General features: G+C 68.0%; 17 protein-coding genes. 5 read left to right on the top strand and 12 right to left on the bottom strand.

The window, feature by feature from the left end; genetic code table 11:
* Nucleotides 1-12: 12 nt before the first annotated feature.
* Nucleotides 13-1,026 carry a helix-turn-helix transcriptional regulator gene (locus tag AC1DER_RS10110; protein ID WP_477246732.1) on the bottom strand — a complete coding sequence of 338 codons (1,014 nt, stop codon included), beginning with the start codon at nucleotides 1,024-1,026 and terminating at the stop codon, nucleotides 13-15.
* A gap of 85 nt (nucleotides 1,027-1,111) precedes the next feature.
* On the opposite strand from AC1DER_RS10110, the gene cls reads away from it, so the two are divergent.
* On the top strand, nucleotides 1,112-2,533 hold the full coding sequence (cls, locus tag AC1DER_RS10105) for a cardiolipin synthase (protein WP_477246734.1): 1,422 nt from the start codon (nucleotides 1,112-1,114) through the stop codon (nucleotides 2,531-2,533).
* Nucleotides 2,534-2,621: 88 nt separating this feature from the next.
* The gene (locus AC1DER_RS10100) at nucleotides 2,622-6,098 is read left to right on the top strand and encodes a PAS domain-containing hybrid sensor histidine kinase/response regulator (RefSeq protein WP_441815509.1); all 3,477 of its coding nucleotides are present in this window, start codon (nucleotides 2,622-2,624) and stop codon (nucleotides 6,096-6,098) included.
* 7 nt (nucleotides 6,099-6,105) lie between these two features.
* On the opposite strand, the gene AC1DER_RS10095 is transcribed toward AC1DER_RS10100, so the two are convergent.
* From AC1DER_RS10095 to acs, 5 genes are all read right to left on the bottom strand, one after another.
* Nucleotides 6,106-7,437, bottom strand: coding sequence for a PQQ-dependent sugar dehydrogenase (locus AC1DER_RS10095; protein WP_477246736.1), 1,332 nt, complete (start codon nucleotides 7,435-7,437; stop codon nucleotides 6,106-6,108).
* Nucleotides 7,438-7,579: 142 nt separating this feature from the next.
* Nucleotides 7,580-8,041, bottom strand: coding sequence for a VOC family protein (locus AC1DER_RS10090; RefSeq protein ID WP_477246738.1), 462 nt, complete (start codon nucleotides 8,039-8,041; stop codon nucleotides 7,580-7,582).
* 32 nt (nucleotides 8,042-8,073) lie between these two features.
* On the bottom strand, nucleotides 8,074-8,904 hold the full coding sequence (locus AC1DER_RS10085) for a helix-turn-helix domain-containing protein (RefSeq protein ID WP_477246740.1): 831 nt from the start codon (nucleotides 8,902-8,904) through the stop codon (nucleotides 8,074-8,076).
* A 40-nt stretch (nucleotides 8,905-8,944) separates the two neighbouring features.
* On the bottom strand, nucleotides 8,945-9,613 hold the full coding sequence (locus tag AC1DER_RS10080) for a response regulator (protein WP_477246742.1): 669 nt from the start codon (nucleotides 9,611-9,613) through the stop codon (nucleotides 8,945-8,947).
* Nucleotides 9,614-9,622: 9 nt separating this feature from the next.
* Nucleotides 9,623-11,575 (bottom strand): acetate--CoA ligase, encoded by a 1,953-nt coding sequence (gene acs / locus AC1DER_RS10075; protein ID WP_477246743.1) that lies wholly within the window; start codon nucleotides 11,573-11,575, stop codon nucleotides 9,623-9,625.
* Nucleotides 11,576-11,792: 217 nt separating this feature from the next.
* Between acs and AC1DER_RS10070 the strand changes: the two genes are divergently transcribed.
* Together AC1DER_RS10070 and AC1DER_RS10065 are read left to right on the top strand one after the other, a co-directional pair.
* The gene (locus AC1DER_RS10070; RefSeq protein ID WP_477246745.1) at nucleotides 11,793-13,256 is read left to right on the top strand and encodes a DcaP family trimeric outer membrane transporter; all 1,464 of its coding nucleotides are present in this window, start codon (nucleotides 11,793-11,795) and stop codon (nucleotides 13,254-13,256) included.
* Nucleotides 13,257-13,270: 14 nt separating this feature from the next.
* The gene (locus AC1DER_RS10065; protein WP_477246747.1) at nucleotides 13,271-14,935 is read left to right on the top strand and encodes an MFS transporter; all 1,665 of its coding nucleotides are present in this window, start codon (nucleotides 13,271-13,273) and stop codon (nucleotides 14,933-14,935) included.
* A gap of 97 nt (nucleotides 14,936-15,032) precedes the next feature.
* Here the strand turns inward: AC1DER_RS10065 and AC1DER_RS10060 are convergent, their stop codons facing one another.
* A complete protein-coding gene (locus tag AC1DER_RS10060; RefSeq protein WP_477357929.1) occupies nucleotides 15,033-17,390 on the bottom strand; it encodes a Tex family protein in 2,358 nt (785 codons plus the stop codon).
* Between the two features lie 165 nt (nucleotides 17,391-17,555).
* On the opposite strand from AC1DER_RS10060, the gene AC1DER_RS10055 reads away from it, so the two are divergent.
* Nucleotides 17,556-18,284 (top strand): ThuA domain-containing protein, encoded by a 729-nt coding sequence (locus AC1DER_RS10055; RefSeq protein WP_477248320.1) that lies wholly within the window; start codon nucleotides 17,556-17,558, stop codon nucleotides 18,282-18,284.
* Between the two features lie 12 nt (nucleotides 18,285-18,296).
* Here the strand turns inward: AC1DER_RS10055 and AC1DER_RS10050 are convergent, their stop codons facing one another.
* From AC1DER_RS10050 to AC1DER_RS10030, 5 genes are all read right to left on the bottom strand, one after another.
* Nucleotides 18,297-18,848 carry a hypothetical protein gene (locus AC1DER_RS10050; RefSeq protein WP_477248318.1) on the bottom strand — a complete coding sequence of 184 codons (552 nt, stop codon included), beginning with the start codon at nucleotides 18,846-18,848 and terminating at the stop codon, nucleotides 18,297-18,299.
* Nucleotides 18,849-18,921: 73 nt separating this feature from the next.
* Entirely contained in the window at nucleotides 18,922-19,125 is a 204-nt protein-coding gene (locus tag AC1DER_RS10045; protein ID WP_477248316.1) for a hypothetical protein, read from the bottom strand.
* A 124-nt stretch (nucleotides 19,126-19,249) separates the two neighbouring features.
* Nucleotides 19,250-20,344, bottom strand: a complete 1,095-nt coding sequence (locus tag AC1DER_RS10040; protein WP_477248314.1) for an efflux RND transporter periplasmic adaptor subunit — start codon at nucleotides 20,342-20,344, stop codon at nucleotides 19,250-19,252.
* Between the two features lie 26 nt (nucleotides 20,345-20,370).
* Nucleotides 20,371-23,472 (bottom strand): efflux RND transporter permease subunit, encoded by a 3,102-nt coding sequence (locus AC1DER_RS10035; RefSeq protein ID WP_477248312.1) that lies wholly within the window; start codon nucleotides 23,470-23,472, stop codon nucleotides 20,371-20,373.
* 169 nt (nucleotides 23,473-23,641) lie between these two features.
* Complete coding sequence (locus tag AC1DER_RS10030; protein ID WP_477248311.1) at nucleotides 23,642-24,511, bottom strand: LytR/AlgR family response regulator transcription factor; 870 nt, start codon at nucleotides 24,509-24,511, stop codon at nucleotides 23,642-23,644.
* Nucleotides 24,512-24,513 lie beyond the last annotated feature (2 nt).

Below are 24,513 nucleotides of genomic sequence, written 5' to 3'. Positions count from 1 at the left end.
GTTAGTTGCGCGTTAAGCGCCTGCCAACCTTATTCCGGAGTTCCTGATTACGTTTTTCCGTGCGTACCTGAGCGAATCTCGACTTGCGCCCGCATCTTTTGCGGCTCCAATTCGCCGCCTTTGCAGGATCAGCTCAGCATCTCGCCGTGCGGCCCGGTACTCCGATGCGGTCATGCCAAATCGCGCGCGGAAGCTGCGGGCGAAGCTGCAACTGTTGTCGAACCCGCTGGAGGCGCCGACTTCGCCGATGGTCATCACGGTCGACGCGAGCAGGTTGGCGGCGTGGTCCAGTCGCATCCTCGCCGACGCTGCCAGCGGACTCTCGCCGTAAAGCTTGTGGAACAGCTTGGAGAAGTACCACGTCGAGAAACGCGTGCGTTCGGCCAGTTCGCTGATGCGCACGATGCGGTGGCAATGCCCTTCCAGGTAGAGGCTTGCGCGCTGCATCCGCTCGAACACCTGGCGCTTGCGGCCGAGCGAGGCACCCGGGCACAGCCCGAGGCGCGTCCTGTATTCGCACTGCATTTCTTCCAGGAACAGCAGCATCGATCGCAGCGGGGCCTGGATGCGCGTGGTTCTGCCGTCCTTGTCCATGTTGCGCGAAGCCCGGTACCACATGCGCGCGACTTCCCGTGCCTGTTCCGGCCTGAGTCGACCACGCCCGACGTAGAGGCCGAAGTCGGAGAAACGCCCCATTGCGCGCAGCGCGTCCTCGGCGATGGTGAGGCCGATGCAGATGCCGTCCTGGTCGGGCTGGATGAGCGGCATCGAGTCCTTCGCGAATGCGATCCAGTCGCCCGTGCGCAGGTAGAAGCGTCCTTCCTTGGCTTCCACCCAGGAGCCGCCGCGCATCTGCACCCAGAACGACAGGTCGTGACTGGATAGTTCGACGCTGCCAAGGCGCGATGCGCCAAAACATCTGGCCATTTGTTCTTCGGCCGGGCCAACTTGCAATAGTTGACCCCGGTCCGCCCACTTTGCTCGTTCCATAGGAGATGACTTACGTGTGAGGGCATTCAGGCTCACGCCGCGCGGTCAACGAGTACATAAGAACCGTCTCAAAGTGGATGCGCATGCGGCCATCACGCGAGGCCGTGCTCCAATGTCGGCCATGCCCATCGACCTGCATGCCGGCTACTGGCTGTTCTTCCTGGATTGGCTGATCCGGCTGGCGGCGCTCGCCTGGATACCGGTGCACAGCCCGCCGGCGGCGGCGCGCAGCTGGTTGCTGCTGGTCGGCTTTGTGCCGCTGTTGGGCCTTCCGTTGTACCTGGTGCTGGGCCATCCGTGGCTGGCCCGGCAACGGCGCGAGCGCCAGGCGCTGGCGTCGCAGGTGATCCGCGAACGGCAGGGCTTGCTACGTGAAGTTCGCTGGCTGCCGCCCGGTGGCGTGGGTGAGGCCAGCGCCGACATCCCGGGCCTGGCCGAGCGATTGGGCGACTTCATGCCCACGCGCGGCAATGGCGTCGAGCTGCTCGATGACTACGCGCAGTCGCTTGCTCGGCTGCTGTCGGATATCGAAGGCGCGCGCAGTGAAGTGCACCTTCTCTACTACCTGATGTTCGACGACGGCGTCGGCGCCGAAGTTGCCGGCGCGCTGCAACGTGCCGCCGCGCGCGGCGTGCGCTGCCGCGTGCTGCTCGATGCGGTCGGGGCCAAGCCGGGACTGCGCGCGTTTGCCCGGCCGCTGCGCGATGCCGGCGTGGAAGTGCACGCGATGCTGGCCGGCGGACTGGCCTGGCGCAGTCTGTCGCGCATGGATCTGCGCAACCACCGCAAGCTGGCGGTCATCGATCGCCAGACCGGCTACATCGGCTCGCAGAACCTGGCGGCGCCGCAGTTCGTGCCCGGCCGGCCCAATCGCGAGCTGGTCGCCCGCGTGCAGGGTCCAGCGGTGCGTCAGCTGGCCGGACTGTTCGCCAGCGACTGGCTGATCGAGACCGGCGAGCGGCTGGCTGCGGACGGCGACTACATCGGCACCGGCGCCGTGCCGGCGCAATTGCTGCCCGGTGGCCCGGCGTATCCGTTCCAGAATGCGCGCAACGTCGTGGTCGCGCTGATCCAGCACGCGCGCCGGCGGGTGGTGCTGACCACGCCCTATTTCGTCCCCGACGATGTCACCCTCGGCGCGCTGCAGCTGGCCGCGCTGTCGGGGGTGGAGGTGCAGCTTGTGCTGTCGCAGAGCAACAACCAGAACCTCACCCGCTGGGCACAGCGCTCCTACTACGAGGAACTGCTGGAGGCCGGGGTCCGCATTGCCCTGTACCGACCACACTTCCTCCACGCCAAGCACCTGAGCGTCGATGACGACATCGCCCTGATCGGCTCGATCAACCTCGACATCCGCTCGTTCGCCCTCAACGCGGAGGCCGGCCTGCTCTGCTACGACCGCGGTGTGGTCGCGCGGCTGCAAGGCATCGAGCGCGACTACCTGGCCGATGCCGAAGTGCTGGCGCTGGACAGCTGGCGCGCCCGCCCGCGCTGGCGACGCAGCGTCGAGGGGATCGCACGGCTGGCCGATTCGCTGATCTGACCCGGCTGGCCCCGCCGGGCTTTGGTCGTAGAGCCACTGCCGCCGCCGCGGTCTACACTGCGGCCATGGCTGGAAAGGGCGGGCGCCGATGATCCCTGGCTGGATTCTGCTGCTGGTATCGGCGGGCTACGTCGGCGTGCTGTTCGTGGTGGCCTACTACGGCGACCAGCGCGACATCGACACGCCCAAATCGCGGTGGATGCGCCCCGCCGTGTACTCGCTGGCGCTGGCGGTCTACTGCTCGTCGTGGACGTTCTACGGCGCGGTCGGCACGGCCGCGCGCACCGGCCTGGGCTTCCTGCCGATCTATCTTGGCCCGCTGCTGATGCTCGCCTTCGGCTGGCGCATCCTCGAACGGCTGGTGCTGATCTCGGGCCAGAACCGCATCGTCTCCATCGCCGACTTCCTGTCCTCGCGCTACGGCCGTGCACCCGGCCTGGCGGCACTGGTCGCGGCGGTGGCGCTGACCGCAGCGGTGCCCTACGTCGCGCTGCAGTTCAAGGCAGTGGCGATGAGCGTGGAGGTGCTGGCCGACGTGCCCAGCGATGCCGGGCTGCTGCAGGATCCGGCGTTCTACGTCGCGCTGTTGCTGGCGGTGTTCGCGATCCTGTTCGGCACGCGCCAGATCGATGCCACCGAGCACCATCGCGGCATGGTGCTGGCGGTTGCGCTGGAATCGCTGGTGAAGCTGCTGGCCTTCCTCGCCATCGGCCTGTTCGCGCTGTTCCACCTGCCTGGCGTGGGTTCGCTGCCGGCGCGGATGGTGCAGGCGGCCAGCATCGTCACCGCACCGGGCGTGCCAGCGGGGTTTGTCGCACAGACCCTGCTCGCCTTCGCCGCGATCGTCTGCCTGCCGCGCCAGTTTCATGTCGCCGTGGTCGAGTGCCAGGACCCGTCCGATCTTCGTTCGGCGCGCTGGATGTTCGGTGGTTACCTGGTCCTGATCTCGCTGCTGGTGGTGCCGATCACGCTGACCGGCCAGGCCCTGCTCGCCGGCACCGGCGCGTCGCCGGATACCTATGTGCTGGCATTGCCGCTGGCGTTGAAGCAGGAATCGCTGGCGCTGATCGTCTACGTCGGCGGTTTCTCCGCCGCCACCGGCATGGTCATCGTCGCCAGCGTCGCGCTGGCGACCATGGTCAGCAACGACCTGATCATGCCGCTGCTGTTGCGCAGCGGTGCATTGCACGAAGGCCAGGGCATCGACCGCCAGGTACTGTGGGTACGCCGCATCACCATCGTCGCGCTGGCGATGATGGCCTATGCCTACCACCGCGGCTCGGCCTACTACAGCCGCTCCGGCGAGGACACGCTCGCCCAGCACGGCCTGCTCGCCTTCGCCGCGGTCGCGCAGTTCGCGCCGGCGTTGATCGGCGGCCTGTACTGGCGTGGCGCCAGCCGTTCCGGCGCATTTGCCGGCCTGTTCGCCGGCACCGTGCTGTGGCTGTACACGCTGTTGCTGCCGGCGCTGGCCCGTGGTGGCTGGCTGGGCTCGGACTGGCTGGACCACGGCCCGCTGGGCGTGGACTGGCTGCAGCCGGAGCAGCTGTTCGGCCTGCATGGTTGGGATCGGCTGACCCACGGCACGTTCTGGTCGCTGTTGTTCAATGTCGGCGTGTTCCTGTTCGTGTCGGTGCGGCAGCGGCCGCGCTTGCAGGAGCAGCTGCTCGCTTCGCCTTACCTCGACCCCTACGTGCAGCGGCCCGCGCTCGGCCCCGGCGGCTGGGCCGGCAGCGTCCGCGGCAGCGAGCTGCTGGCGCTGGCAGAGCGCATCGTCGGTGAGCGCCATGCCCGTCGCGCCTTCGAGGAGTACGCGCAACAGCAGGGCCATCCGTGGCTGCCGGAGCAGCCCGCCGACCGCGCGCTGGCGCAGTTCACCGAGCGCCTGCTGGCTTCGGCCATTGGCGCGGCCTCGGCGCGACTGACCCTGACCACCGCGTTGCGCGGCTCGGGCATGGAGCTGGGCGAGGTGGTCGCGCTGCTCGACGAAGCCAACCAGGAACTGCGCTTCAACCGCCAGATCCTGTCGACGACGCTGGAGAACATCAGCCAGGGCGTCAGCGTGGTCGATGACCAGATGCGCCTGGTGGCGTGGAACCGTCGCTACCAGGAACTGTTCGACTACCCCGACGGCATGCTCTATGTCGGCCGCCCCGTCAGCGACCTGATCCGCTGGAACGCCGAGCGCGGCGAGATGGGCCCGGGCGCGAATTCGGAAGCCATGGTCGAGGCGCAGGTGCAACGGCGACTGTCGCACCTGCGTGCCGGTGCGCCGCACGTGTTCGAACGTGTGCGCAGCAATGGCCAGGTCATCGAGATGCGCGGTCGGCCGCTGCCGGGCGGCTACGTCACCACCTATAGCGACGTCACCGATTACAAGCGCGCCGAGCAGGGCCTGCGCGAGGTCAACGAGACGCTCGAACAGCGCGTCGAGCTGCGCACGCGTGAAGCCGAGTCGGCGCAGCAATCAAAGACGCGCTTCCTCGCGGCGATCAGCCATGACGTGCTGCAGCCGTTGAACGCGGCGCGGCTGTTTGCCAGTGCGCTGCGCGAGACGCCAGACCCGGTCGAGCAGGCGCGCCTGGCCGAGCGCGTCGATGCGTCACTGCGCGCCGCCGAAGACCTGCTCGATGGCTTGCTGGATATTTCGCGCCTGGACGCCGGCGCCCTGCGCATCGAGATCGTCGACTTCGACGTCAACGAGCTGCTGCGGGAGCTGGTGGCGCAGTACGCGCCAGTGGCCTCCGGGCGTGGCCTGCAGTTGCGCGTGCGCGCGCCCGACCGGCCCCGGCCGGTGCGCAGCGACCGCCGCCTGCTGCGCCGGGCGTTGCAGAACTTTCTTGCCAACGCCCTGCGCTACACCCGCGAGGGCGGCGTGCTGATCGCCGCGCGCGTGCGCGAAGGCGCGGTCGAGTTGCAGGTCTGGGACACCGGCCCGGGCATCTCCGAGCATCACCTTGGGCAGATCTTCGACGAGTTCCGCCGCTTCGATACCCCGGGTGTCGGTGGCGAACGCGGACTCGGCCTGGGCCTGTCGATCTGCCAGCGCATCGCGCGCACGCTCGAACATCCGCTGCGGGTGCGTTCCAGGATCAGGGTCGGCAGCGTGTTCTCGATCACGGTGCCGTTTGGCCGCGCGATCTATGCCGCGCCACTGCCGGAACCGCACCTGATGGTCGGCGGCGATTCGCTGGCGGGCCTGCGCGTCCTGTGCGTTGACAACGACCGCGAGATCCTCGACGGCATGCGCAGCCTGCTGCAGCGCTGGGGCGTGGTGGCGCTGACCGCGGCCAACGCCGACGAGGCGCTGGCGTTGCTGGGCGAGTGCCCGGACGTGGCCCTGGTCGACTACCACCTGCACGATCGCCTCGATGGCCTGGGCGTGATCGACGAGTTGCGCGCGCAATGCGGGCGCAACCTGCCTGCGGCGTTGCTGACCGGCGACGGCAGCGACGCGCTCAAGCTGGCGGCGCGCGAGCGCGGTTGTCGCGTACTGACCAAGCCGGTGAAGCCGGCGTCGCTGCGCGCGTTCCTGGCCGCCCAGCGGCAAGTGGTGCAGGCGTGACCGGACATCACTGTCCCGGAGCGGCCGCACTCACGCGCCATACGACGTTGCCGACATCGTCGGCGACCAGCAGCGCACCTTTGCGGTCGAGCACTACGCCAACGGGGCGACCGTGCGCATTGCCGGCGTCGTCGAGGAAGCCGGTAAGCACGTCGCGCATCTGCCCCACTGGCGACCCTGCGCGGAACGGCACGAACACCACCTTGTAGCCGTTGAGCGGCTTGCGGTTCCACGAGCCGTGCAGACCGACGAACGCGCCTTCGGCGTAGTCGCCACCCAGTCCGCCACCGCTGGCGAAGGCCAGGCCCAGCGGCGCGACGTGCGAGCCCAGTGCGTAGTCCGGCCGCCGTGCGCTTGCCACGAGGTCGGGACGCTGCGGTTTGACCCGGGTGTCGACGTGCTGGCCGTAGTAGCTGTAGGGCCAGCCATAGAACGCGCCGCGATCGACGCGGGTCAGATAGTCGGGCACCAGGTCGTTGCCGAGTTCGTCTCGCTCGTTGACTACCGCCCACAGCTGCTGGCTGTGCGGCTCCCAGGCCAGCCCGACCGGATTGCGCAGGCCGCTGGCGTAGATGCGCTGGCTGCCGCTGGCGGGATCGAGTTCCAGCACGGCGGCGCGGTCTGCCTCCACGTCGATGCCGTTCTCGGCGATGTTGCTGTTGGATCCGACGCCGATGTAGAAGCGGCTTCCGTCCGCGCTGGGCAGCAGGCTCTTGGTCCAGTGATGGTTGAACTTGTCGCCCTGCTTGCCCGGCAGGTCGGCGACCCTGGTCGGCGCGGCGGCCAGGCGCAGGTCGCCGTCGTGGTAGCGGGCGCGCACGAGCGAGTCGGCGTTGGCGATGTAGAACGTGTCTCCGACCAGGGCCATGCCGAACGGCGAACTCAGGCCGCTGGCGAACACGCTGCGGGTCTCGGCCACCCCGTCGCCGTCGCGGTCACGCAACAGGGTGATGCGGTTGGGGCTCGGTGTGCCGGCACCGGCACGCTTCATCACCGAACCCATGATCTTGCCCTTGATGCCGCCGATGCCCGGCTTGCCGGGGCCGTTCGATTCGGCGACGAGGACATCGCCGTTGGGCAGCACGTACAGCCAGCGCGGGTGATCCAGGCCGGTGGCAAAGGCCTTTACCGACAGTCCACTCGCGGCCGTTGGGGTGAGGTTGGCCGGCCAGCCCTCGGCGGGCGCGATGTTGACCGTCGGGATTGCCGACGGCGCAGGTTCGGCGATTACCGGGTCCGGACCGGTGTCCTCGCCGTTGGCGAGCGAGGCCTGGCCGGCGCAGCCCGCCAGCGCGGTGATGATCGACAGGCAGATCGCACAACGCAGTGATGCGTACATGCAGGCTCCGTTGCTTGTGTGCGGATGGATGTGCGGATGGACGGTACGGCGCCAGCAGTACGCCGGCGGTCGTAGAACCGGCGTGATCGCAGGCGGGGTGAGGCAGGTGCGGTTCAGAACCGTCGAGAGGGCGTGGAGGTTTTCAATCGCAGGGGCCAGCGGTCGAGCCGGCGGTCAACTCCATGAAACGTCGCTGCATCTCCTGCGGCGTCACGTCCTCGATGCTGTGGCCGATGTTCCAGCGATGGCCGAACGGGTCGCGCACGACGCCGGAACGCTCGCCGTAGAACTGGTCGCGCGCCGGCATCACCAGCGTTGCACCGGTGGCCACCGCCTGGGCGATCACCGCGTCGGCGTTGTCGACGTGCACATGCAGGGTCACGCTGCTGGATGCATCCGGATCCGGGGCGAGGATGCCGTACTCGGGATATTCCTCGCACAGCATCAACGTGGTGCCGGCAATCGACACTTCGGCGTGGCCGATGCGGCCGCCGGCGTCGACCAGGCGCAGGGTTTCGCTGGCGCCGAAGACGTCACGGTAGAAATCGATCGCCGACTGGGCATCGCGGACACACAGATAGGCAAACAGTTCGCGGGTGGACATGGCGGTCTCGCGGCAGTGGGTGTGCGTGGACCTTAGATCCGCGTGGCACCCGCGTCTTGAAGGAAATTGACCATCGCAACATGGGACTCGCCGCGCACGGGCGCTCGCCGGTATGACTGAGGCGTCATGCCGGACAACTGGCGAAACTCGCGGCTGAAGTGGGCCTGGTCGCTGTAGCCGGCGTCGAAGGCAATGTCGGCCAGGCGCCGGCCGTGCGCGAGCAGCTTGAGCGCGTGACGGAAGCGCAGCACGCGCGCATACGCCTTGGGTGCAAGGCCGGTGGCGGCGCGAAAGCGCGCCAGCAGGATCCGATGACTGCAACCGCTGGCCTGTGCCAGCGATGCGACCGCACTGCCCTGTTCCAGCCCCTGCATCGCCTGCGCGATCGCCGGATGCATCGCGCGCACCGGGCGCAGGCGCGCGAGCAGCGCCTGCTGCAACAGCAGCATCTGCTGTGATTCGTCGTCGCTTTCCAGCAACTGCTGGTGCAGGCGCGGGGCCGAAGCGCCCCAGAGTGCGTCGAGCGGGGTGTGGCTGGCGGCAAGCTCGTCGGCGTCGCAGCCGAACAATGCCTGGGTCGCACCCGGGCGAAGGATCACGCCGACCGAACGCGACGACTGCGTGGTGTCCTTGGCGTAGAAGCCGGCGCGGGCGCCGGCCACGACGGCGTTGGCGACGGTGTCGCCGCGCAGGTCGCCGGCATCGCGGTACAGCCGCAGCGGCCCATCGAGGCGGATCGCAATATGCATGCGGTTGCACGGCAGCACGTGTTCGCGCGGTGCGGCAGATTGCGCGGGCGCGGCACTGGCCCAGACCGCTTCGACGAACGGTCGCAGTGCTGGCAGCGGACGGCGCAGGCTCATGGGGCGGAGAGTACACCCGCGCGGGAATGACCGGACCCGACTACTCGACTTCTTCCGGCGGCGGCACGATCGCGCTGGGGTCGAGCGCGAGACGGCCGGCGATCAGCACGGCCTGGGTGCGGTTGCTGGCGCCGAGCTTGCGCAGGATCGCGGTGACGTGGGCCTTGACCGTGGCCTCGGACACGCCCAGCTCGTAGCCGACCTGCTTGTTGAGCAGGCCGGCGCCGAGCATCTGCAGCACGCGGAACTGCTGTGGGGTCAGTTCGCGCAGGCGCTGCGCGGCGTCGTGCTCGTCGGCGTGCGCGGCAGGGGCGGACAACGCCACGGCCGGCGCCCAGCGGTCGCCATCGAGCACGCGCGTGATCGCTTCGCCGAGCGTGGCAGCGTCGGCAGACTTGGGGATGAAACCCACCGCGCCATGGTCCAGCGCGCGCCGCATCACGCTGGGTTCTTCGCGCGCCGACACGACCACGATGGGCAACTGCGGGTGCAGCGCGCGCAGGTGCACCAGCGCGCTGAAGCCCTGCGCGCCCGGCATGTTCAGGTCGAGCAGGAGCAGGTCGGCGTCGGGCTCGGCCTCGACCAGGGTGTACAGGGCCTCGACACTGTCGGCCTCGCGCAGCTCCGCTTCCGGCAGTACCCGTGCGACCGCGCCGCGCAGGGCTTCGCGGAACAGCGGGTGGTCGTCGGCGATCAGCAGGGTGGGCATTGGCGTGGGTCAGGGTACGCGACGTTCGTTGACCAGGCTCTCGACCACGCTGGGATCGGCCAGCGTGCTGGTGTCGCCGAGCTGGTCGGGCGCGTTCTCGGCGATCTTGCGCAGGATCCGGCGCATGATCTTGCCCGAGCGCGTCTTCGGCAGGCCCGGCGCCCATTGCAGGTGATCGGGCGTGGCGATCGGGCCGATCTCCTTGCGCACGTGCGCGATCAGCTCCTTGTGCAGGGCCTCGGTGGCGGGCTCGCCGGCAATCAGCGTGACGTAGGCATAGATGCCCTGGCCCTTGATGTCGTGCGGGAAGCCGACCACCGCCGCTTCGGCCACCTTCGGGTGCGAGACCAGTGCGCTTTCGACTTCGGCCGTGCCGATGCGGTGGCCGCTGACGTTGATCACGTCGTCGACGCGGCCGGTGATCCAGTAATAGCCATCGGCATCGCGGCGGCAACCGTCGCCGGTGAAATACATGCCCGGGTAGGTGCGGAAATAGGTGTCGATGAAGCGCTGGTGGTCGCCGTAAACGGTGCGCATCTGGCCGGGCCAGGAATCGAGCAGGACCAGGTTGCCCTCGGCCTCGCCGTCGAGCAGCTTGCCGTTGGCATCGACCAGCGCCGGCTGCACGCCGAAGAAGGGCTTGGTCGCCGAGCCGGGCTTGAGGTCGATCGCGCCGGCCAGCGGGGTGATCAGGATGCCGCCGGTCTCGGTCTGCCACCACGTGTCGACGATTGGGCAACGCGAGTCGCCGACCACTTCGTAGTACCAGCGCCAGGCCTCGGGGTTGATCGGTTCGCCGACCGTGCCGAGCAGGCGCAGCGAGGCGCGCGAGGTCTTCTGCACCGGCTCGTCGCCGTCGCGCATCAGCGCGCGGATCGCGGTCGGTGCGGTGTAGAAGATGGTGACCTTGTGCTTGTCGATCACTTCCCAGAAACGCGACACGCTCGGGTAGTTCGGCACGCCTTCGAACACCACGGCAGTCGAACCGTTGGCCAGCGGACCGTAGACGATGTAGCTGTGGCCGGTGACCCAGCCGACGTCGGCGGTGCACCAGTAGATGTCGTCGTCGCGCAGGTCGAACACCATCTCGTGGGTGTAGCTGGCGTAGACCAGGTAACCGGCGGTGGTGTGCAGCACGCCCTTGGGCTTTCCGGTCGAACCGGAGGTGTAGAGGATGAACAGCGGGTCCTCGGCGTTCATACGCTCGGGCGCGCAGTCCTCCGGCTGACCTTCCACGATGGCGTCGTACCAGCGGTCGCGCGGCATCTGCATGTCGACGGCCGAACCGGTGTGGCGAACCACCAGCACCGTCTCCACCGTGTTGGTGCCCGGCATCTTCAGCGCCGCGTCGACGTTGGCCTTCAGCGGCACCTTCTTGCCACCGCGCAGGCCTTCGTCGGCGGTGATGATCAGCTTGCTGGTGCAGTCGGCGACGCGGTCGGCGATCGAGTTCGGGGCGAAGCCGCCGAACACCACCGAGTGGATCGCGCCGACGCGGGCGCAGGCGAGCATCGAGACGATCGCCTCCGGGATCATCGGCAGGTAGATGGTGATGCGGTCGCCCTTGCGCACGCCGAGCGAACGCAGGGCGTTGGCGAGCTTGCACACGCGCGCATGCAGGTCGCGGTAGGTGATGTGCTCGGCCGGCCTGGACGGATCGTCGTGTTCAAAGATAAGCGCGGTCTTGTCGCCCTTTTCCGCCAGGTGGCGATCGAGGCAGTTGACGCTGGCATTGAGCTCGCCGTCCTCGTACCAGCGGATATGGAAGTCGTCGAGCTGGTAGCTGACGTCCTTGACCCTGGTCGGTGCCCGGAACCAGTCCAGGCGCTGCCCGACCTTGCCCCAGAACGCGTCCGGCTGCGCCACCGATTCGGCATACATGCGCTCGTACGCCTCGCGCGTGACCCGCGACTTGGCGGCGAATCCGGGATCGACGGGATGGACGGTGGCGGGGTGGTTCATGGCGTGCTCCGGGACAAGGTTCTGTCGGGGTGTCTGGCGAGCGTTCCAGTGTGCCGCATTCACTGTTAAAGCCTCATCCCGCCGGGTGTAGACGATAGTCGTAAACGGGCTCCAGAGGCCCTTTCCTACGACCAATGGGGAATGGTTGTGCAGCGCGATGGGCCAGCAGGCTGGCCGCAGCCGCGCATTGGGTGCGGCGTTCCGTTGGGAGGGAATCATGTCCGCAATCATTGCGTCGCCGACGAGCAAGGCCGCGACCCCGCGCCGCCGCCCGCTCGCCGCCGCCCTGCTGGTCGCGCTGGCGTTGCCGGGGATGGCATTCGCACAAACGGCGAAGGAGAAGGAGCTCGAGGCGCGCGTCGCCCAGCTCGAAGCCATGGTCAAGCAGCTGGTCTCGCAGCAGCAACAGCAGCAGAGCCAGATCAGTGAAGTGAAGACGGCGCAGGCCACGGCACCGGCCGCGCCCGTTGCAGCGGCCCCCGCCGCGCCCGTTACCGCGGGTGCTGTCGCCGGGAATCCGCCGGCACCGGCCAAACCGACCATCCAGACCGCGCCGATCATGGCCACGGCCAACCCGGGCACGCGCTTCAGCTACGGCGGCTTCATCAAGCTCGACGCCTCGGTGACCCAGACCAACGACGGCGATATTCCCGACGGCACCGTCGGGCGCCTGTTCTACGTGCCAAAGACCATCCCGGTCGGCGGCGGTCACACCGACGAGGGCGGATCGGACACGGACATGGGCGTGAACTTCTCGCGCTTCTGGTTCGGTGCCGACACCGACCTTGAAAGCGGCGACAAGCTCAAGGCCTACCTGGAGTTCGATCTGTTCGGTGGCGGCAGCACTGCTTTCACCGGCAACGAAATCGCCACCAACACCTATGCCCTCACCCTGCGCCAGGCCTACGTGCAGTGGAACAAGTGGCTGGCCGGCCAGACCTGGACCAACTTCCAGGACATCGTGGCGCTGCCCGATACGGTCGACTTCCTCGGCCCAACCGAGGGCACGGTGTTCGTTCGCCAGGCCCAGCTGCGTTACACCAGCGGCCCATGGTCGTTCTCGATGGAAAACCCGGAGACGGTCTACACGCCCTTCCGCGGCAACATGGCGCAGGTGCAGGGTGACGACGGCGCAATGCCCGACTTCACCGCCCGCTACACCTTCAAGGGCGACTGGGGTCACTTCAGCACCGCGGGCCTGATTCGCCAGCTGGCGTACCAGAACGGACCGCTCAACCAGGACTCCGACAGCATGGGCTACGGCTTGAGCGTGTCGGGCAAGTTCAACCTCGGCAAGAACGACGACATCCGCTACATGGTCACCGGCGGCAGCGGCATCAGCCGCTATATCGGCCTGGCTCTCAACAACGATGCGGTGCTCGATTCCACCGGCGACCTGGACAACATCGACATGATCGCCGGCTTCGTCGGCTGGCGCCACGTGTTCAGCCCGAAGCTGCGCACGAACATCTTCTACTCGCGCGCCGACTACGACCAGGACACCGCGCTGACCGGGCTTCTCATCACCAAGGGGGCGCAGTCCGGGCACGTCAACGTGATCTATACGCCGCTGCCCAAGCTCGACCTCGGTGCCGAGCTGATCTGGGGCCAGCGTGAACTCGAGAACGGCGACCGCGGCGACCTCAATCGCCTGCAGACGCACGTGAAGTACAACTTCTAAGGGGCGACGAACGCATGTCCACCATCACCGCTAATTCCGGCAAGCCTGCCGCATCGCTGACGCAGGGGCACAAGAAGGTCATCTTCGCCTCCAGCCTCGGCACCGTGTTCGAGTGGTACGACTTCTACCTGTACGGCTCGCTCGCGGCGATCATCGCCAAGCAGTTCTTCTCCGGCCTCAACGACACCAGCGCCTTCATCTTCGCCCTGCTCGCCTTCGCCGCCGGCTTCGCCGTGCGTCCGTTCGGCGCGATCATCTTCGGCCGCATCGGCGACATGATCGGTCGCAAGTACACGTTCCTGGTCACGATCGTGATCATGGGCCTGTCGACGTTCCTGGTCGGCATCCTGCCCAACTACGCCAGCATCGGTTTCGCCGCTCCCGCAATCCTGATCCTGCTGCGGTTGCTGCAGGGCCTGGCTCTGGGCGGCGAGTACGGTGGCGCGGCGACCTACGTCGCCGAACACGCGCCGCACGGCAAGCGTGGCCTCTACACCAGCTTCATCCAGACCACCGCCACGATCGGCCTGTTCCTGTCGCTGCTGGTGATCCTGGGCGTGCGCACCTACCTGGGCACCGAAGCATTCGAAGCCTGGGGCTGGCGCATTCCGTTCCTGCTGTCGATCATCCTGCTCGGCGTGTCGGTGTGGATCCGCATGCAGCTGCACGAGTCGCCGCTGTTCCAGCAGATGAAGGCCGAGGGCAAGACCTCCAAGGCGCCGATCACCGAGAGCTTCTTCACCCGCAACGGCCGCATCGTGCTGCTCGCCCTGCTCGGCGCCACTGCCGGCCAGGCCGTGGTCTGGTACGCCGGCCAGTTCTACGCGATGTACTTCCTGACGCAATCGCTGAAGGTCGACGCGACCACGACGTGGTTGCTGATTGCCGCGGCACTGGCGATCGGCACGCCGTTCTTCGTGTTCTTCGGCTGGCTGTCGGACAAGATCGGGCGCAAGAAGATCGTCATGGCCGGCTGCCTGATCGCCGCGCTGACCTACTTCCCGCTGTTCAAGGCGCTGACCCACTACGCCAACCCGGCCATCGCCGAAGCCAGCACCAATGCGCCGGCGGTGGTCCATGCCGACCCGAGCACGTGCTCGTTCCAGTTCGACCCGGTCGGCAAGAAGGTGTTCTCCAACTCGTGCGACATCGCCACCGCGGCGCTGGCCAAGGCGGGCGTGCCGTACACCATCGAGGCCGCTCCGGCAGGCAGCGTCGCCAAGGTCACCGTCGGTGCGACCGAAGTGGGCGGCTATGAAGGCGCGGGCCTGAGCAAGGAAGACGGCAAGGCCAAGGGCGATGCGTTCACCGGCGAGCTGAAGACGGCCCTCAAGGCCGGCGGCTATCCCGAGAAGGCCGACGACGCACGCATCAACAAGCCGATGGTGCTGCTGATCCTGACCATCCTGGTGCTGTACGTGACGATGGTCTACGGCCCGATCGCGGCATGGCTGGTCGAGCTGTTCCCGACCCGCATCCGCTACACCTCGATGTCGCTGCCGTATCACATCGGTAATGGCTGGTTCGGCGGCTTCCTGCCGACGATCGCCTTCGCCCTGGTCGCGGCCACCGGCAACATGTACTACGGCCTGTGGTACCCGATCGTGATCGCGCTGATGACCTTCGTGATCGGTTCGCTGTTCCTGCGCGAGACGAAGGACGTGGATATCACGCAGTAACTGCCGACTCGTCGTGGTGCGGTAATGACAACGCCGGCCTTGGGCCGGCGTTGTTGTTTTGCTTCGTCATTCCCGCGCAGGCGGGAATGACGGACTTCTAGCTCTTTTTCGCGCGCGCGAACGCTGCCGCCAGCGCGTTGTTCGCCGGCGCCGGCGCCTGCTTCGGCACCGCTGCGGCGCGGCCACCGTCGCGGCCACCACGGTTCCCGTTCGGACGCGCATCGCGTTCCTCGCGCGGGCCGCGCGGGGCCGGGGCGCTGTCGTCCAGGCGGCGCGTCAATGCGATGCGCTTGCGCGCGACATCGACCTCCAGCACCTTCACCTTGACGATGTCGCCGGCCTTCACCACGTCGCGCGGATCCTTGACGTACTTGTCCGACAGCGCCGAGATGTGGATCAGGCCGTCCTGGTGCACGCCGATGTCGACGAACGCGCCGAACGCGGCGACATTGCTGACAACGCCTTCCAGGATCATGCCCTCGCGCAGGTCCTTGATGTCCTCGACGCCATCGGCGAAGCGCGCGGCCTTGAACTCGGGGCGCGGATCGCGGCCGGGCTTCTCGAGTTCCTTGAGGATGTCGCGCACCGTCGGCACGCCGAAGCGATCGTCGGTGAACTGCTCGGCTTTCAGGCCGCGCAGCAGCGGGGCGTCGCCGATCAGCTGCTTCACTTCGCGACCGCACTGCTTGAGGATGCGCTCGACCACCGGATAGGCCTCCGGGTGCACCGACGAGGCGTCCAGCGGCTGGTCGCCGTCGCTGATGCGCAGGAAGCCGGCGCACTGCTCGAACGTCTTGTCGCCCAGGCGCGGTACCTTCAGCAGTTCCTTGCGGCTCTTGAAGGCGCCGTTGCTGTCGCGGTAGACGACGATGTTCTCGGCCACCGTCGACGACAGGCCCGACACGCGCGTCAGCAGCGCGGCCGAAGCGGTATTCACGTCGACGCCAACCGCGTTCACGCAGTCCTCGACGCGTGCATCGAGCGTGCGCGCCAGGCGGAACTGGTCGACGTCGTGCTGGTACTGGCCGACGCCGATGGCCTTGGGCTCGATCTTGACCAGCTCGGCCAGCGGATCCTGCAGGCGTCGCGCGATGGACACCGCGCCACGGATCGAGACGTCGAGGTTCGGGAATTCCTTCGCTGCGAATTCCGACGCCGAGTACACCGACGCACCGGCTTCGCTGACCACGATCTTCTGCATCGACAGCGTCGGCGCCAGCTTCATGAGGTCGCCGGCGAGCTTGTCGGTCTCGCGCGAAGCGGTACCGTTGCCGATCGCGATCAGTTCGACCTGGTGCTTGATGCACAGCTGGCGCAGCACAGCCAGCGACTGGTCCCACTGGCGCTTGGGTTCGTGCGGATAGATCGTCGCGTGGTCGACGAACTTGCCGGTGCTGTCGACCACGGCGACCTTCACGCCGGTGCGCAGGCCCGGATCGAGGCCAAGCACGGCCTTGGCGCCGGCGGGCGCGGCCAGCATCAGGTCCTTAAGGTTGTCGCCGAACACATCGATCGCTTCCGCCTCGGCCTTCTCGCGCGCCTGCGCGAACAGGTCGAGCAGCAGGTGCAGGTGCAGCTTTGCCTTCCAGGTCAGGCGGCAGCAGTCGAGCAGCCACTTGTCGGCGGGACGGCCCTGGGCCCTGATGCCGGCATGCACGGCAACGCGGCCTTCGGCCTGCAGGTGACCGGCGGCGGCATCAGTGCCCGGATCGAGGTCGAGGAACAGGAACTCCTCGCGGCGGCCGCGGAACAGTGCGAGCAGCCGATGCGACGGAATCTTCGAGAGCGGTTCGGCATGGTCGAAGTAATCGCGGAACTTTTCGCCGGCCAGCTCCTTGCCCTCGGCGACCTTGGCGCGGATCACGCCGACCTCATGCAGCCAGCCGCGCAGTTCGCCGACCAGTGCCGCGTCCTCGCCCCAGCGCTCCATCAGGATCGCGCGGGCACCGTCGAGCGCGGCCTTGGTGTCGGCCACGCCCTTCTCGGCATCGACGAAACTGGCGGCGAATTCTTCCGGCACCCGCATCGGATCGGCCAGCAGGCCTTCGGCGAGCGGCTCGAGGCCGGCTTCGCGCGCGATCTGCGCCTTGGTGCGGCGCTTGGGCTTGTAGGGCAGGTACAGGTCTTCCAGGCGCGACTTGCTGTCGGCCGCCTCGATCTCGCCACGCAGTTCGTCGCTCAGCTTGCCCTGCTCATCGATGCTGGCCAGCACCGCGGCGCGGCGATCTTCGAGTTCGCGCAGGTAGGTCAGACGCGTCTCAAGGTTGCGCAGCTGGGTGTCGTCGAGGCCGCCGGTGACTTCCTTGCGGTAGCGCGCGATGAACGGCACGGTCGCGCCTTCATCGAGCAGGGCGATGGCGGATTGGGCCTGTTGGGTCTGGGCGCCGATTTCCTCGGCGATGAGACGGGCGATCTTGCCCGCAACCTGGGCGGCGACTTGCTTGTGGTCCTGCATTGCATCCAATCGTGAAAACCCGGAGTTCCGGGGGAGAAGGCGATTGTCGCAATGCCGGCGCTGGCGCGTAACCCGTTGACAGGGCGGCGCTGGAGTGCGTTCGTGGCGGGGATGGTGCTGAATGGCCGCCAGCGCGGTTTTACCGGGGCGTGGCAGAATCCGCGCATGCGCCGACATGCCCTCGCCTGGTTGTGCTCGTCCACCCTCCTGCTAGCCGGTCTGGCGTCCGCCGCGACGCCCGACCGCGCACTGGTGTTCACCAGGACCGCCGGCTGGCGCCACACGTCGATTCCGAACGCGGTGGCGACGCTGCAGAAGCTGGCCGCCGACCAGGGACTCGAGGTCGACCACAGCGAGGATGCCGGCGACTTCAACGCGGCCAACCTTGCGCGTTACAAGGTTGTCGTTTTCGCCAGCACTACCGGGGACATCCTCGACCCCGGCCAGCAGGCGGCGCTGCAGGCCTTCGTGCGCGGCGGTGGCGGCTTCGTCGGCGTGCACGCGGCCGCCGATACCGAGCACGACTGGCCCTGGTACGGGCAACTGGTCGGCGCCGGGTTCAAGTCACACCCGAAGGGATTGCAGTCGACACTGGTGCGGCCGGAACTGGACGGCAAGGCGAGCGGCACGCCGTGGCCGGTCACCGACGAGCTGTACAACTACGACCACAACCCGCGCGACCAGATGCACGTCCTGGCCACCGTCGACGAATCGCTGTACGAAGGCGGCACCATGGGCAAGGACCATCCGATCAGCTGGTGCCATGCCTTCGAGGGCGGGCGCAGCTGGTACACGGGCCTGGGGCATGACGATGTGGTCTATGCCGATCCGAACTTCCTGGAACAGCTGCGACGGGGTCTGAGCTACGCGATCCGGAAGTCGGACGACTGCTGAGACGCTCGTCCGTTACGGAGTCCCGGCCAGCGCTCGCGATGGTCGCGGCACATCGACGGAATACGTGCCTTCCTCGTCGCTGCACTCCTCCTCGATGACCGGCTCGAGCGTGGCCTCCAGCTCGCCATCCTGATCCTGTTCAAGCAGTTCGTCCAGCTCCTCGATCCGCGACTGCGGCGAGGCGGCCAGGAAGGACGAGTACGCCGCCAGCGCGCTGCGCACGCCTGCCACCTGCGGGGCGACAGGATCGTCCTTGAGGTCCGGGTGCTGGATCTGGAAGGCGGCGTTGCCGAACATCATCTGCATCATCAGCTCGGGCGCGTGCGGCGCATCCTCGCCAGGCCCGAGAAGATCGCAGACCATCACCAGCACGTCAGGGCTGTCCACGGTCCACTTCATCAGCCATCCGCGAATGCGCTTGTCCGGGTCGGAAAGCGGGCGCTGCTCGAGCTGGTGCGTGAGGCGGACGAACTTGGCCTCATCGGTCTCCGCCGACGCCTTCGGACCGGCCACGGCCGTGCCCGCCAGCAGGCAGAGCACCGCAAATAAGAAATCTCCCCTCATGCACGCCCCCGCGCGTTGGATGGCGACGGCAGGACACTGCCCTGCCGACGAAACAATTACGAACGTCGCGACGCTACACCGGCGTCGGAACCGGGGCAATGGTCAGCCAGGGCGCCTGCTTGCGGTAAACGCCGTCGAACGCAACGGTCCATTGGCCGCTGGCGTCGGTGGACTCCCAGAACTGGCGCACGCTTCCGTCGGGATTCGGCGTCCAGGTGATGCGGTGACGGGTGGAGGCGCCGTCGGCACCGGCGCTTCGGGCTTGAACACCTGCCACTGCCCGATCCAGAAATCGAACTGGCGATAAGCGGGATCACTGCACGGCATGGGCGCCTCCACGGCGGTCGAAGCATTCGTGCGCAACAGCAGCGCCAGCGCGATCAGGGGCAGTCGTTTCATGATCAGCGCACCGAGACCGCCCGCGACAGATCCTGGATGGCAACCGCCTGGCCCGGCTCGACGCGCTCGCCGCCGCGCACGATCAGGCGGTCGCCCGCTTTCACATTTCCACTGATCTCGACGAGGTCACCGACTTCGGTCCCGGTCTTCACTGGCAGCCGCTCGGCCTTGCGGTCAGCGCCGACGCGCAGCACGAAGTCGCCTTCGCGGCGCAGCATCACCGCGTCGCGCGGCACCGCGACGACGGCGCGCCGGGCCGCGCTGGGCATGCCCACATCCACCGCGGTGCCGACCGGGAATTCGCTGGCGTCCATCCGTATGCGCAGCTCCAGCTGGCGCGAGGCTTCGTCGCCGACCGGAACGAGCGCGCTGACCGCGTGCGCGCGCTCGCTGCCGCCAACGCGCACCTGCACCGGCGTGCCGACTGCCAGGTGCCGGGCCAGATCCACCGGGGCGCGCACGCGCACCTCCTGTTCGGCGGTGTCCACTACCCGTGCCACGGCATCGCCGGTAGTGACGAACTCACCCAGCTCGACCTCGCGCTCGGCGACGACACCGTCGAACGGCGCCCGCACCTGCATCTGCGTGCGCTGGTGACGGGTCTGCTCGAGCAGCGCCTGTGCCCGCGCGCGTTCCTGCACGAGCATGTCGCGGTCGGCCTGCAGTTGCTCGTACTGGGCACGGGCGATGTTCTGCTGCTGCGCCAACTGCGCGTAGCGCTGCTCCTGGCGCGTGGCCATGTCCAGCTGGGCCTGGATCCGCGCCAGGTCGGCCTGCGCCTCGCGTTCGCGCAGGCGCAGCGTGGTGTCGTCGAGCACGGCGATGGCTTCGCCCGCGCGCACGTTCTGGCCGACCTCGGCCACCTTGATCACGCGGCCATCCTGCTCGCTGGCGACGTGCGCGTCCTGCCGGCTGATCACGCTGCCCGGGGCCCAGTGCCGCGGCGCCAGCTCGGTCCTGACCGCGGCGGCCACGCTGACGATCGCGGGCGGCGCCTCGGGGGGAGGTGCGCTGGCGCCGGCATCCAGGTCGATGAGCGGGACGGTCAGCACCGCAGCCAGCGCCGCGGCAATCAGGATCTTGTGCAAGGTGCGCATGACGAGCTCCGGGGGAGGAGAAGCATTCAGGGGGAAGGATTCGGGAGCGGCACAGCCGCGCCGGCGTCATCGGCGGCGGTGGCGACCTTGCGCCGTGACTCGGCCAGCCGCAGCAGGGCGGGAATCAGCACGACCAGGAACACCAGGCTCAGGGCGACGCCGCCGACCGATACCGCAGCCAGGCCGCGGTAGATCACCGCGCCGGGACCGGGATTGATCGCCATCGGCAACGCACCGAGCACGCCGGTCAGTGCACCGATCAGGATCGGGCGCAGGCGCTGGTCGAGCGCCTGATGCAGTGCCGTGTCGAGCGAGGCGCCGGCGGCCTGCGCGTCGCGCGTCTGCGCCACCAGCAGGATCGCGTTGTTGATGACCATGCCCAGCAGCATGATGAAACCGATCATCGACAGCAGGTCCAGCGTCTGCCCGGCGATGAGATCGAGCACGCGCAGGCCGAGCACGCCGCCGAGCACCGCCATCGGCAAGGTCGCCATGACGAAGGCGCTGTCGCGCAGCGAGCGGAACATCGCCGCCATCAGCATGAACAGCACCGCCAGCGCCATCGCGAAGTTCATGCCCATGCTGTGGACGACTTCGTCGAGCCGGTCGGCGCTGCCGGAGACGCGGATCTCGGCGTCTGCCGGCAGGTCCTTGCGCAACGCCGGGACGACATCGGCATCGACGATGTCGAGGGCTTCTTCCAGCGACATTGCCGCGGGCGGGTCGACAGTCAGGGTCACCGTGCGACGGCGGTCCATGCGACGCAGCTGGTTCGGCGCCAGAACCGTATCGACCTGCGCCAGCTCGCCCAGGCTGAGCACACCACCCTGCGGCGTTGCCAGGGGCGCAGCGCCCAGCCGCTCAATGCTGCTGTCGCGGTCGGTGCGCAGGATGATCGCCAGACGGCGGTCGCCATCGAAGTGTTCGCCCAGCCATTGGCCATCGCCGAGCGTACGCACGACCGTGCCCAGCTCGGGACGGCGCCAGCCGACTTCGGCCAGGCGGCGGTCGTCGGGGTTGATGCGCAGTTCCGGCGTGCCGGCGTCCGCGCTCGGCCATGCCTGCACGTTGGCGCCAGGGAAGCGCTCCGACAGCAACTTGCGTCCGGCTTCGGCGGCGCGGGCCAGGGCATCGCCATCGGAATGCTGCAGGTGGATCGCGATCGCGCGCGCAGAGCCGCCGAAGCTGCCGAACAGTTCACCTTCGCTGGCGAATGCGCGCGTGTCGGGGAAGCCCGTGACCACTTCGTCGCGGACGACGCGCTCGAGTTCGCCGATCTGGTCCGGGTCGACCACGCGCGCGCCAATCGTGCCGCCGCCGGGCCACAGCAGCAGGTACCAGTTGCTCAGCTGCGGCGCCTTGTTGCCTTCCATGTACGGGCGCATCCGTTCGAGCACGGTCGGCGCGATCTCGCGGTCGACGCGCTCGGGCCCCATGCCGGGAGGGAAGTTGAAGATCGCATCCACGGCCGCGCGCTTCACCGGCGGCAGGTAGTCGATCTTGGGCATCAGCAGCGCGGCCAGCAGCGCGGGCGCGAGTACCAGTCCACCCACCCATGCCAGCTGGCGCTTGCGACCTTCGGTCACGCGCATGGCCCAGTCGCTGATGCGCGACCAGGTGCGATGCTGTTCGCGCGCGTCCTTGCGCTCGCGCAGCCAGCTGCTCGCGGCGGCCGGCAGCACGGTCACGGCAACCACGAGGGAGATGGCAACGGCTATGGAGATGGTCAAGGCGAGATCGGCGAACAGCTGCCCCTCGACGTCCTCCATGAAGATCACCGGCACGAACACCGCGACCGTCGTGATGGTCGATGCCACCAGGGCGACGGCGACCTGGCTGGTGCCTTCCAGCGCGGCCTGGCGCGCGGGCATGCCCTCCTCGCGCAGGCGCACGATGTTCTCCGCGACCACGACCGCCGCATCCATGACCATCCCGACAGCGAACGCCAGACCGGCCAGCGAGATCACGTTGAGGCTGCGGCCGGTGAGCTGCAGCACGATGAACGTGGCCAGCAGCGAGATTGGAATTGCACAGGCGATCAGCGCGGTGGCGCGCACGTCACGCAGGAACCACCACAGGCAGCCCACCGCCAGCAACACGCCGGCACCCAGGCTGCCCGAGAGCAGGCTGATCGCGCGGTTGATGAAAACCGAGGCGTCGAAGCTCTGGGCGATATCGAGGCCAAGCGGCTTCAGGTCCTGCTCGCGCACTTCTGCCACGACGCGCTTCACTTCGTCGAGCGTGTCGAGCACATTGGCACCGGTCTCGCGAATGATGCGCAGGCCGATCGCCGGATTGCCGTTCTGGTAGGCGAAGAAGCGCTGTCCGGGGCGCTTCACTTCGACTTTGGCGACGTCGGCCAATCGCACCGGACGGCCGTCGCGCCAGGCCAGGATCAGGTTGCCCATCGCCTCGGGCGAATAGCGGCCGGCGAATCGCAGCACGTACTCGCGGCGGCCGGCCTCGACCACGCCGCCCGATACATCGGTGGCGCGCGCGGCAACCGCGGCCACTTCCGGGATCTGGATGCCCATCGCCGCGGCGCGTTCCAGGTTGAGGCTGATGGTCAGCTCTTCCGGCGAGCCGCCGTTGATCTCGACGCCGGCCACGCCTTCGACCGCCTCGATCTTCGGCACGATCCGGTCCTCGATCATCTGCCGGAAGTCGAGGATGTCGCCAGGAGTACCGGGCAGCTTCTGCACGAAGAAATAGGTGAGTGAGTTGTTGGCGTTGTCGGCGCCGCTCTGCACCACCGGCGGCGTTGCGTCGCGCGGCAGCGGCTGCAGGCGGTTCATCCGCGACAGCACCTCCACCAGCATCGCGTCCATGTCGCTGCCGACGGCGAAGGTCAGGTTGATGAAGCTGTTGCCGGCGTTGACGTTGGACTCGATCTCCTCCAGCCCGGGCAGGCCCTGCATCACCGCCTCGATCGGCTCGACGATCTCCGACTCCATTTCCTGCGGCGACGCCGCGCGCCAGCTGGTCTGCACCGACATCTGCGGGCGCTCGATATCGGGGAACAGTTGCAGCGGCAGCTTGAACAGGCTCATCAGCCCGAAGGCGCAGACCATGGCCACGATCACCGCGACCGCGGCCGGGTTTCGTAGCGAGGCGTCGGTGAGCTTCATCGGCGTGGTCCGCAGGGGGTGCGGTGGGCACGATGCGCCGTGGCACTCGCTGCGAAGATGGCCCGTAAGTCACGCGTTCACGGGCTTTGCGTTGAATGGTGGTTTGGGCGCGATGAAGCGTTGAGCGGGCACAGAAGGCCCGGAGGTGGCCGGTTTCTTGCCGCCGCCCCTACAGCAGCAGGTCGAGCTTGTCGCGATGGCTGCGCGACAGCTTCAGCTCCTGGCCGCAGTCCAGGCGCAGGTAGCCTTCGCCATTGGTGTGCGGTCGCAGCTCCACGACGCGGCGGGCGTTGACTATCGTCGAACGGTGGATGCGCGGGAATCGCTGCGGGTCCAGCTGCTTCTCCAGATCGCGCATGGTTGCGCGCAGCACCAGCGTCTCGCTGTCGGTATGGATGCACATGTAGTCGCCGGCGGCATCGATCCAGCGGATGCTGGCCAGGTCCACGCGCACCGTGCGCCCGCCATCGCGCACGGCGAGCTTGTCGTCGCGACGCAGTTGCTCGATCGCGTCGGGCTTGAGGGCTTCGTCCAGATCGAGCGTCGGGTGCCCGCTGAGTTCGCTCAGCAATCCCAGCAGGTGCGCGCAGTGGCCGCTGGCTTCGCGTTGCGCATGCGCCTGCCGCACGCGCGCCAGTGCCTGGTGCAGGCGGGCGTCATCGACCGGCTTGAGCAGGTAGTCGGTGGCGGACGCCTCGAAGGCGCGGATCGCGTAGTGGTCGTAGGCGGTGACGAACACGACCAGCGGCATCTCCACCGCCGGGATGCTGCGCAGCGTCTCGAAGCCGTCCATGCCCGGCATCTGCACATCGAGGAACATCAGGTCGGGGCGATGCACGCGCAGCCCCTGGATCGCAGCGGCACCGTCGCCGTACTGGCCGACGAGCTCGATGTCGGGGTGGTCGCCAAGGCGGATCTCCAGGCCACGGCGCGCCAGCGGTTCGTCGTCGACCACGATCACGCGCAGCTTGGTCGTCGTGCCGTGTGCGGCGTTGACGCCGTTGCCGCGGTGACTGCGCCCCGTCGTTGCCCGGTCCATGC

The organism is Lysobacter sp. 05T417, assembly GCF_056396405.1.
The sequence above is the reverse complement of the archived record's forward strand: the minus strand, read 5'-3'. Positions and strand labels throughout refer to the sequence as shown.

What these genes read in the sequence shown, in the direction of transcription:
- acs (WP_477246743.1), bottom strand. Translation starts at nt 11,575, where the DNA reads ATGAACCACCCCGCCACCGTCCATCCCGTCGATCCCGGATTCGCCGCC.
- AC1DER_RS10090 (WP_477246738.1), bottom strand. Translation starts at nt 8,041, where the DNA reads ATGTCCACCCGCGAACTGTTTGCCTATCTGTGTGTCCGCGATGCCCAG.
- AC1DER_RS10095 (WP_477246736.1), bottom strand. Translation starts at nt 7,437, where the DNA reads ATGTACGCATCACTGCGTTGTGCGATCTGCCTGTCGATCATCACCGCG.
- cls (WP_477246734.1), top strand. Translation starts at nt 1,112, where the DNA reads ATGCCCATCGACCTGCATGCCGGCTACTGGCTGTTCTTCCTGGATTGG.
- AC1DER_RS10040 (WP_477248314.1), bottom strand. Translation starts at nt 20,344, where the DNA reads ATGCGCACCTTGCACAAGATCCTGATTGCCGCGGCGCTGGCTGCGGTG.
- AC1DER_RS10060 (WP_477357929.1), bottom strand. Translation starts at nt 17,390, where the DNA reads ATGCAGGACCACAAGCAAGTCGCCGCCCAGGTTGCGGGCAAGATCGCC.
- AC1DER_RS10030 (WP_477248311.1), bottom strand. Translation starts at nt 24,511, where the DNA reads ATGGACCGGGCAACGACGGGGCGCAGTCACCGCGGCAACGGCGTCAAC.
- AC1DER_RS10035 (WP_477248312.1), bottom strand. Translation starts at nt 23,472, where the DNA reads ATGAAGCTCACCGACGCCTCGCTACGAAACCCGGCCGCGGTCGCGGTG.
- AC1DER_RS10055 (WP_477248320.1), top strand. Translation starts at nt 17,556, where the DNA reads ATGCGCCGACATGCCCTCGCCTGGTTGTGCTCGTCCACCCTCCTGCTA.
- AC1DER_RS10085 (WP_477246740.1), bottom strand. Translation starts at nt 8,904, where the DNA reads ATGAGCCTGCGCCGTCCGCTGCCAGCACTGCGACCGTTCGTCGAAGCG.
- AC1DER_RS10065 (WP_477246747.1), top strand. Translation starts at nt 13,271, where the DNA reads ATGTCCACCATCACCGCTAATTCCGGCAAGCCTGCCGCATCGCTGACG.
- AC1DER_RS10070 (WP_477246745.1), top strand. Translation starts at nt 11,793, where the DNA reads ATGTCCGCAATCATTGCGTCGCCGACGAGCAAGGCCGCGACCCCGCGC.
- AC1DER_RS10080 (WP_477246742.1), bottom strand. Translation starts at nt 9,613, where the DNA reads ATGCCCACCCTGCTGATCGCCGACGACCACCCGCTGTTCCGCGAAGCC.
- AC1DER_RS10100 (WP_441815509.1), top strand. Translation starts at nt 2,622, where the DNA reads ATGATCCCTGGCTGGATTCTGCTGCTGGTATCGGCGGGCTACGTCGGC.
- AC1DER_RS10050 (WP_477248318.1), bottom strand. Translation starts at nt 18,848, where the DNA reads ATGAGGGGAGATTTCTTATTTGCGGTGCTCTGCCTGCTGGCGGGCACG.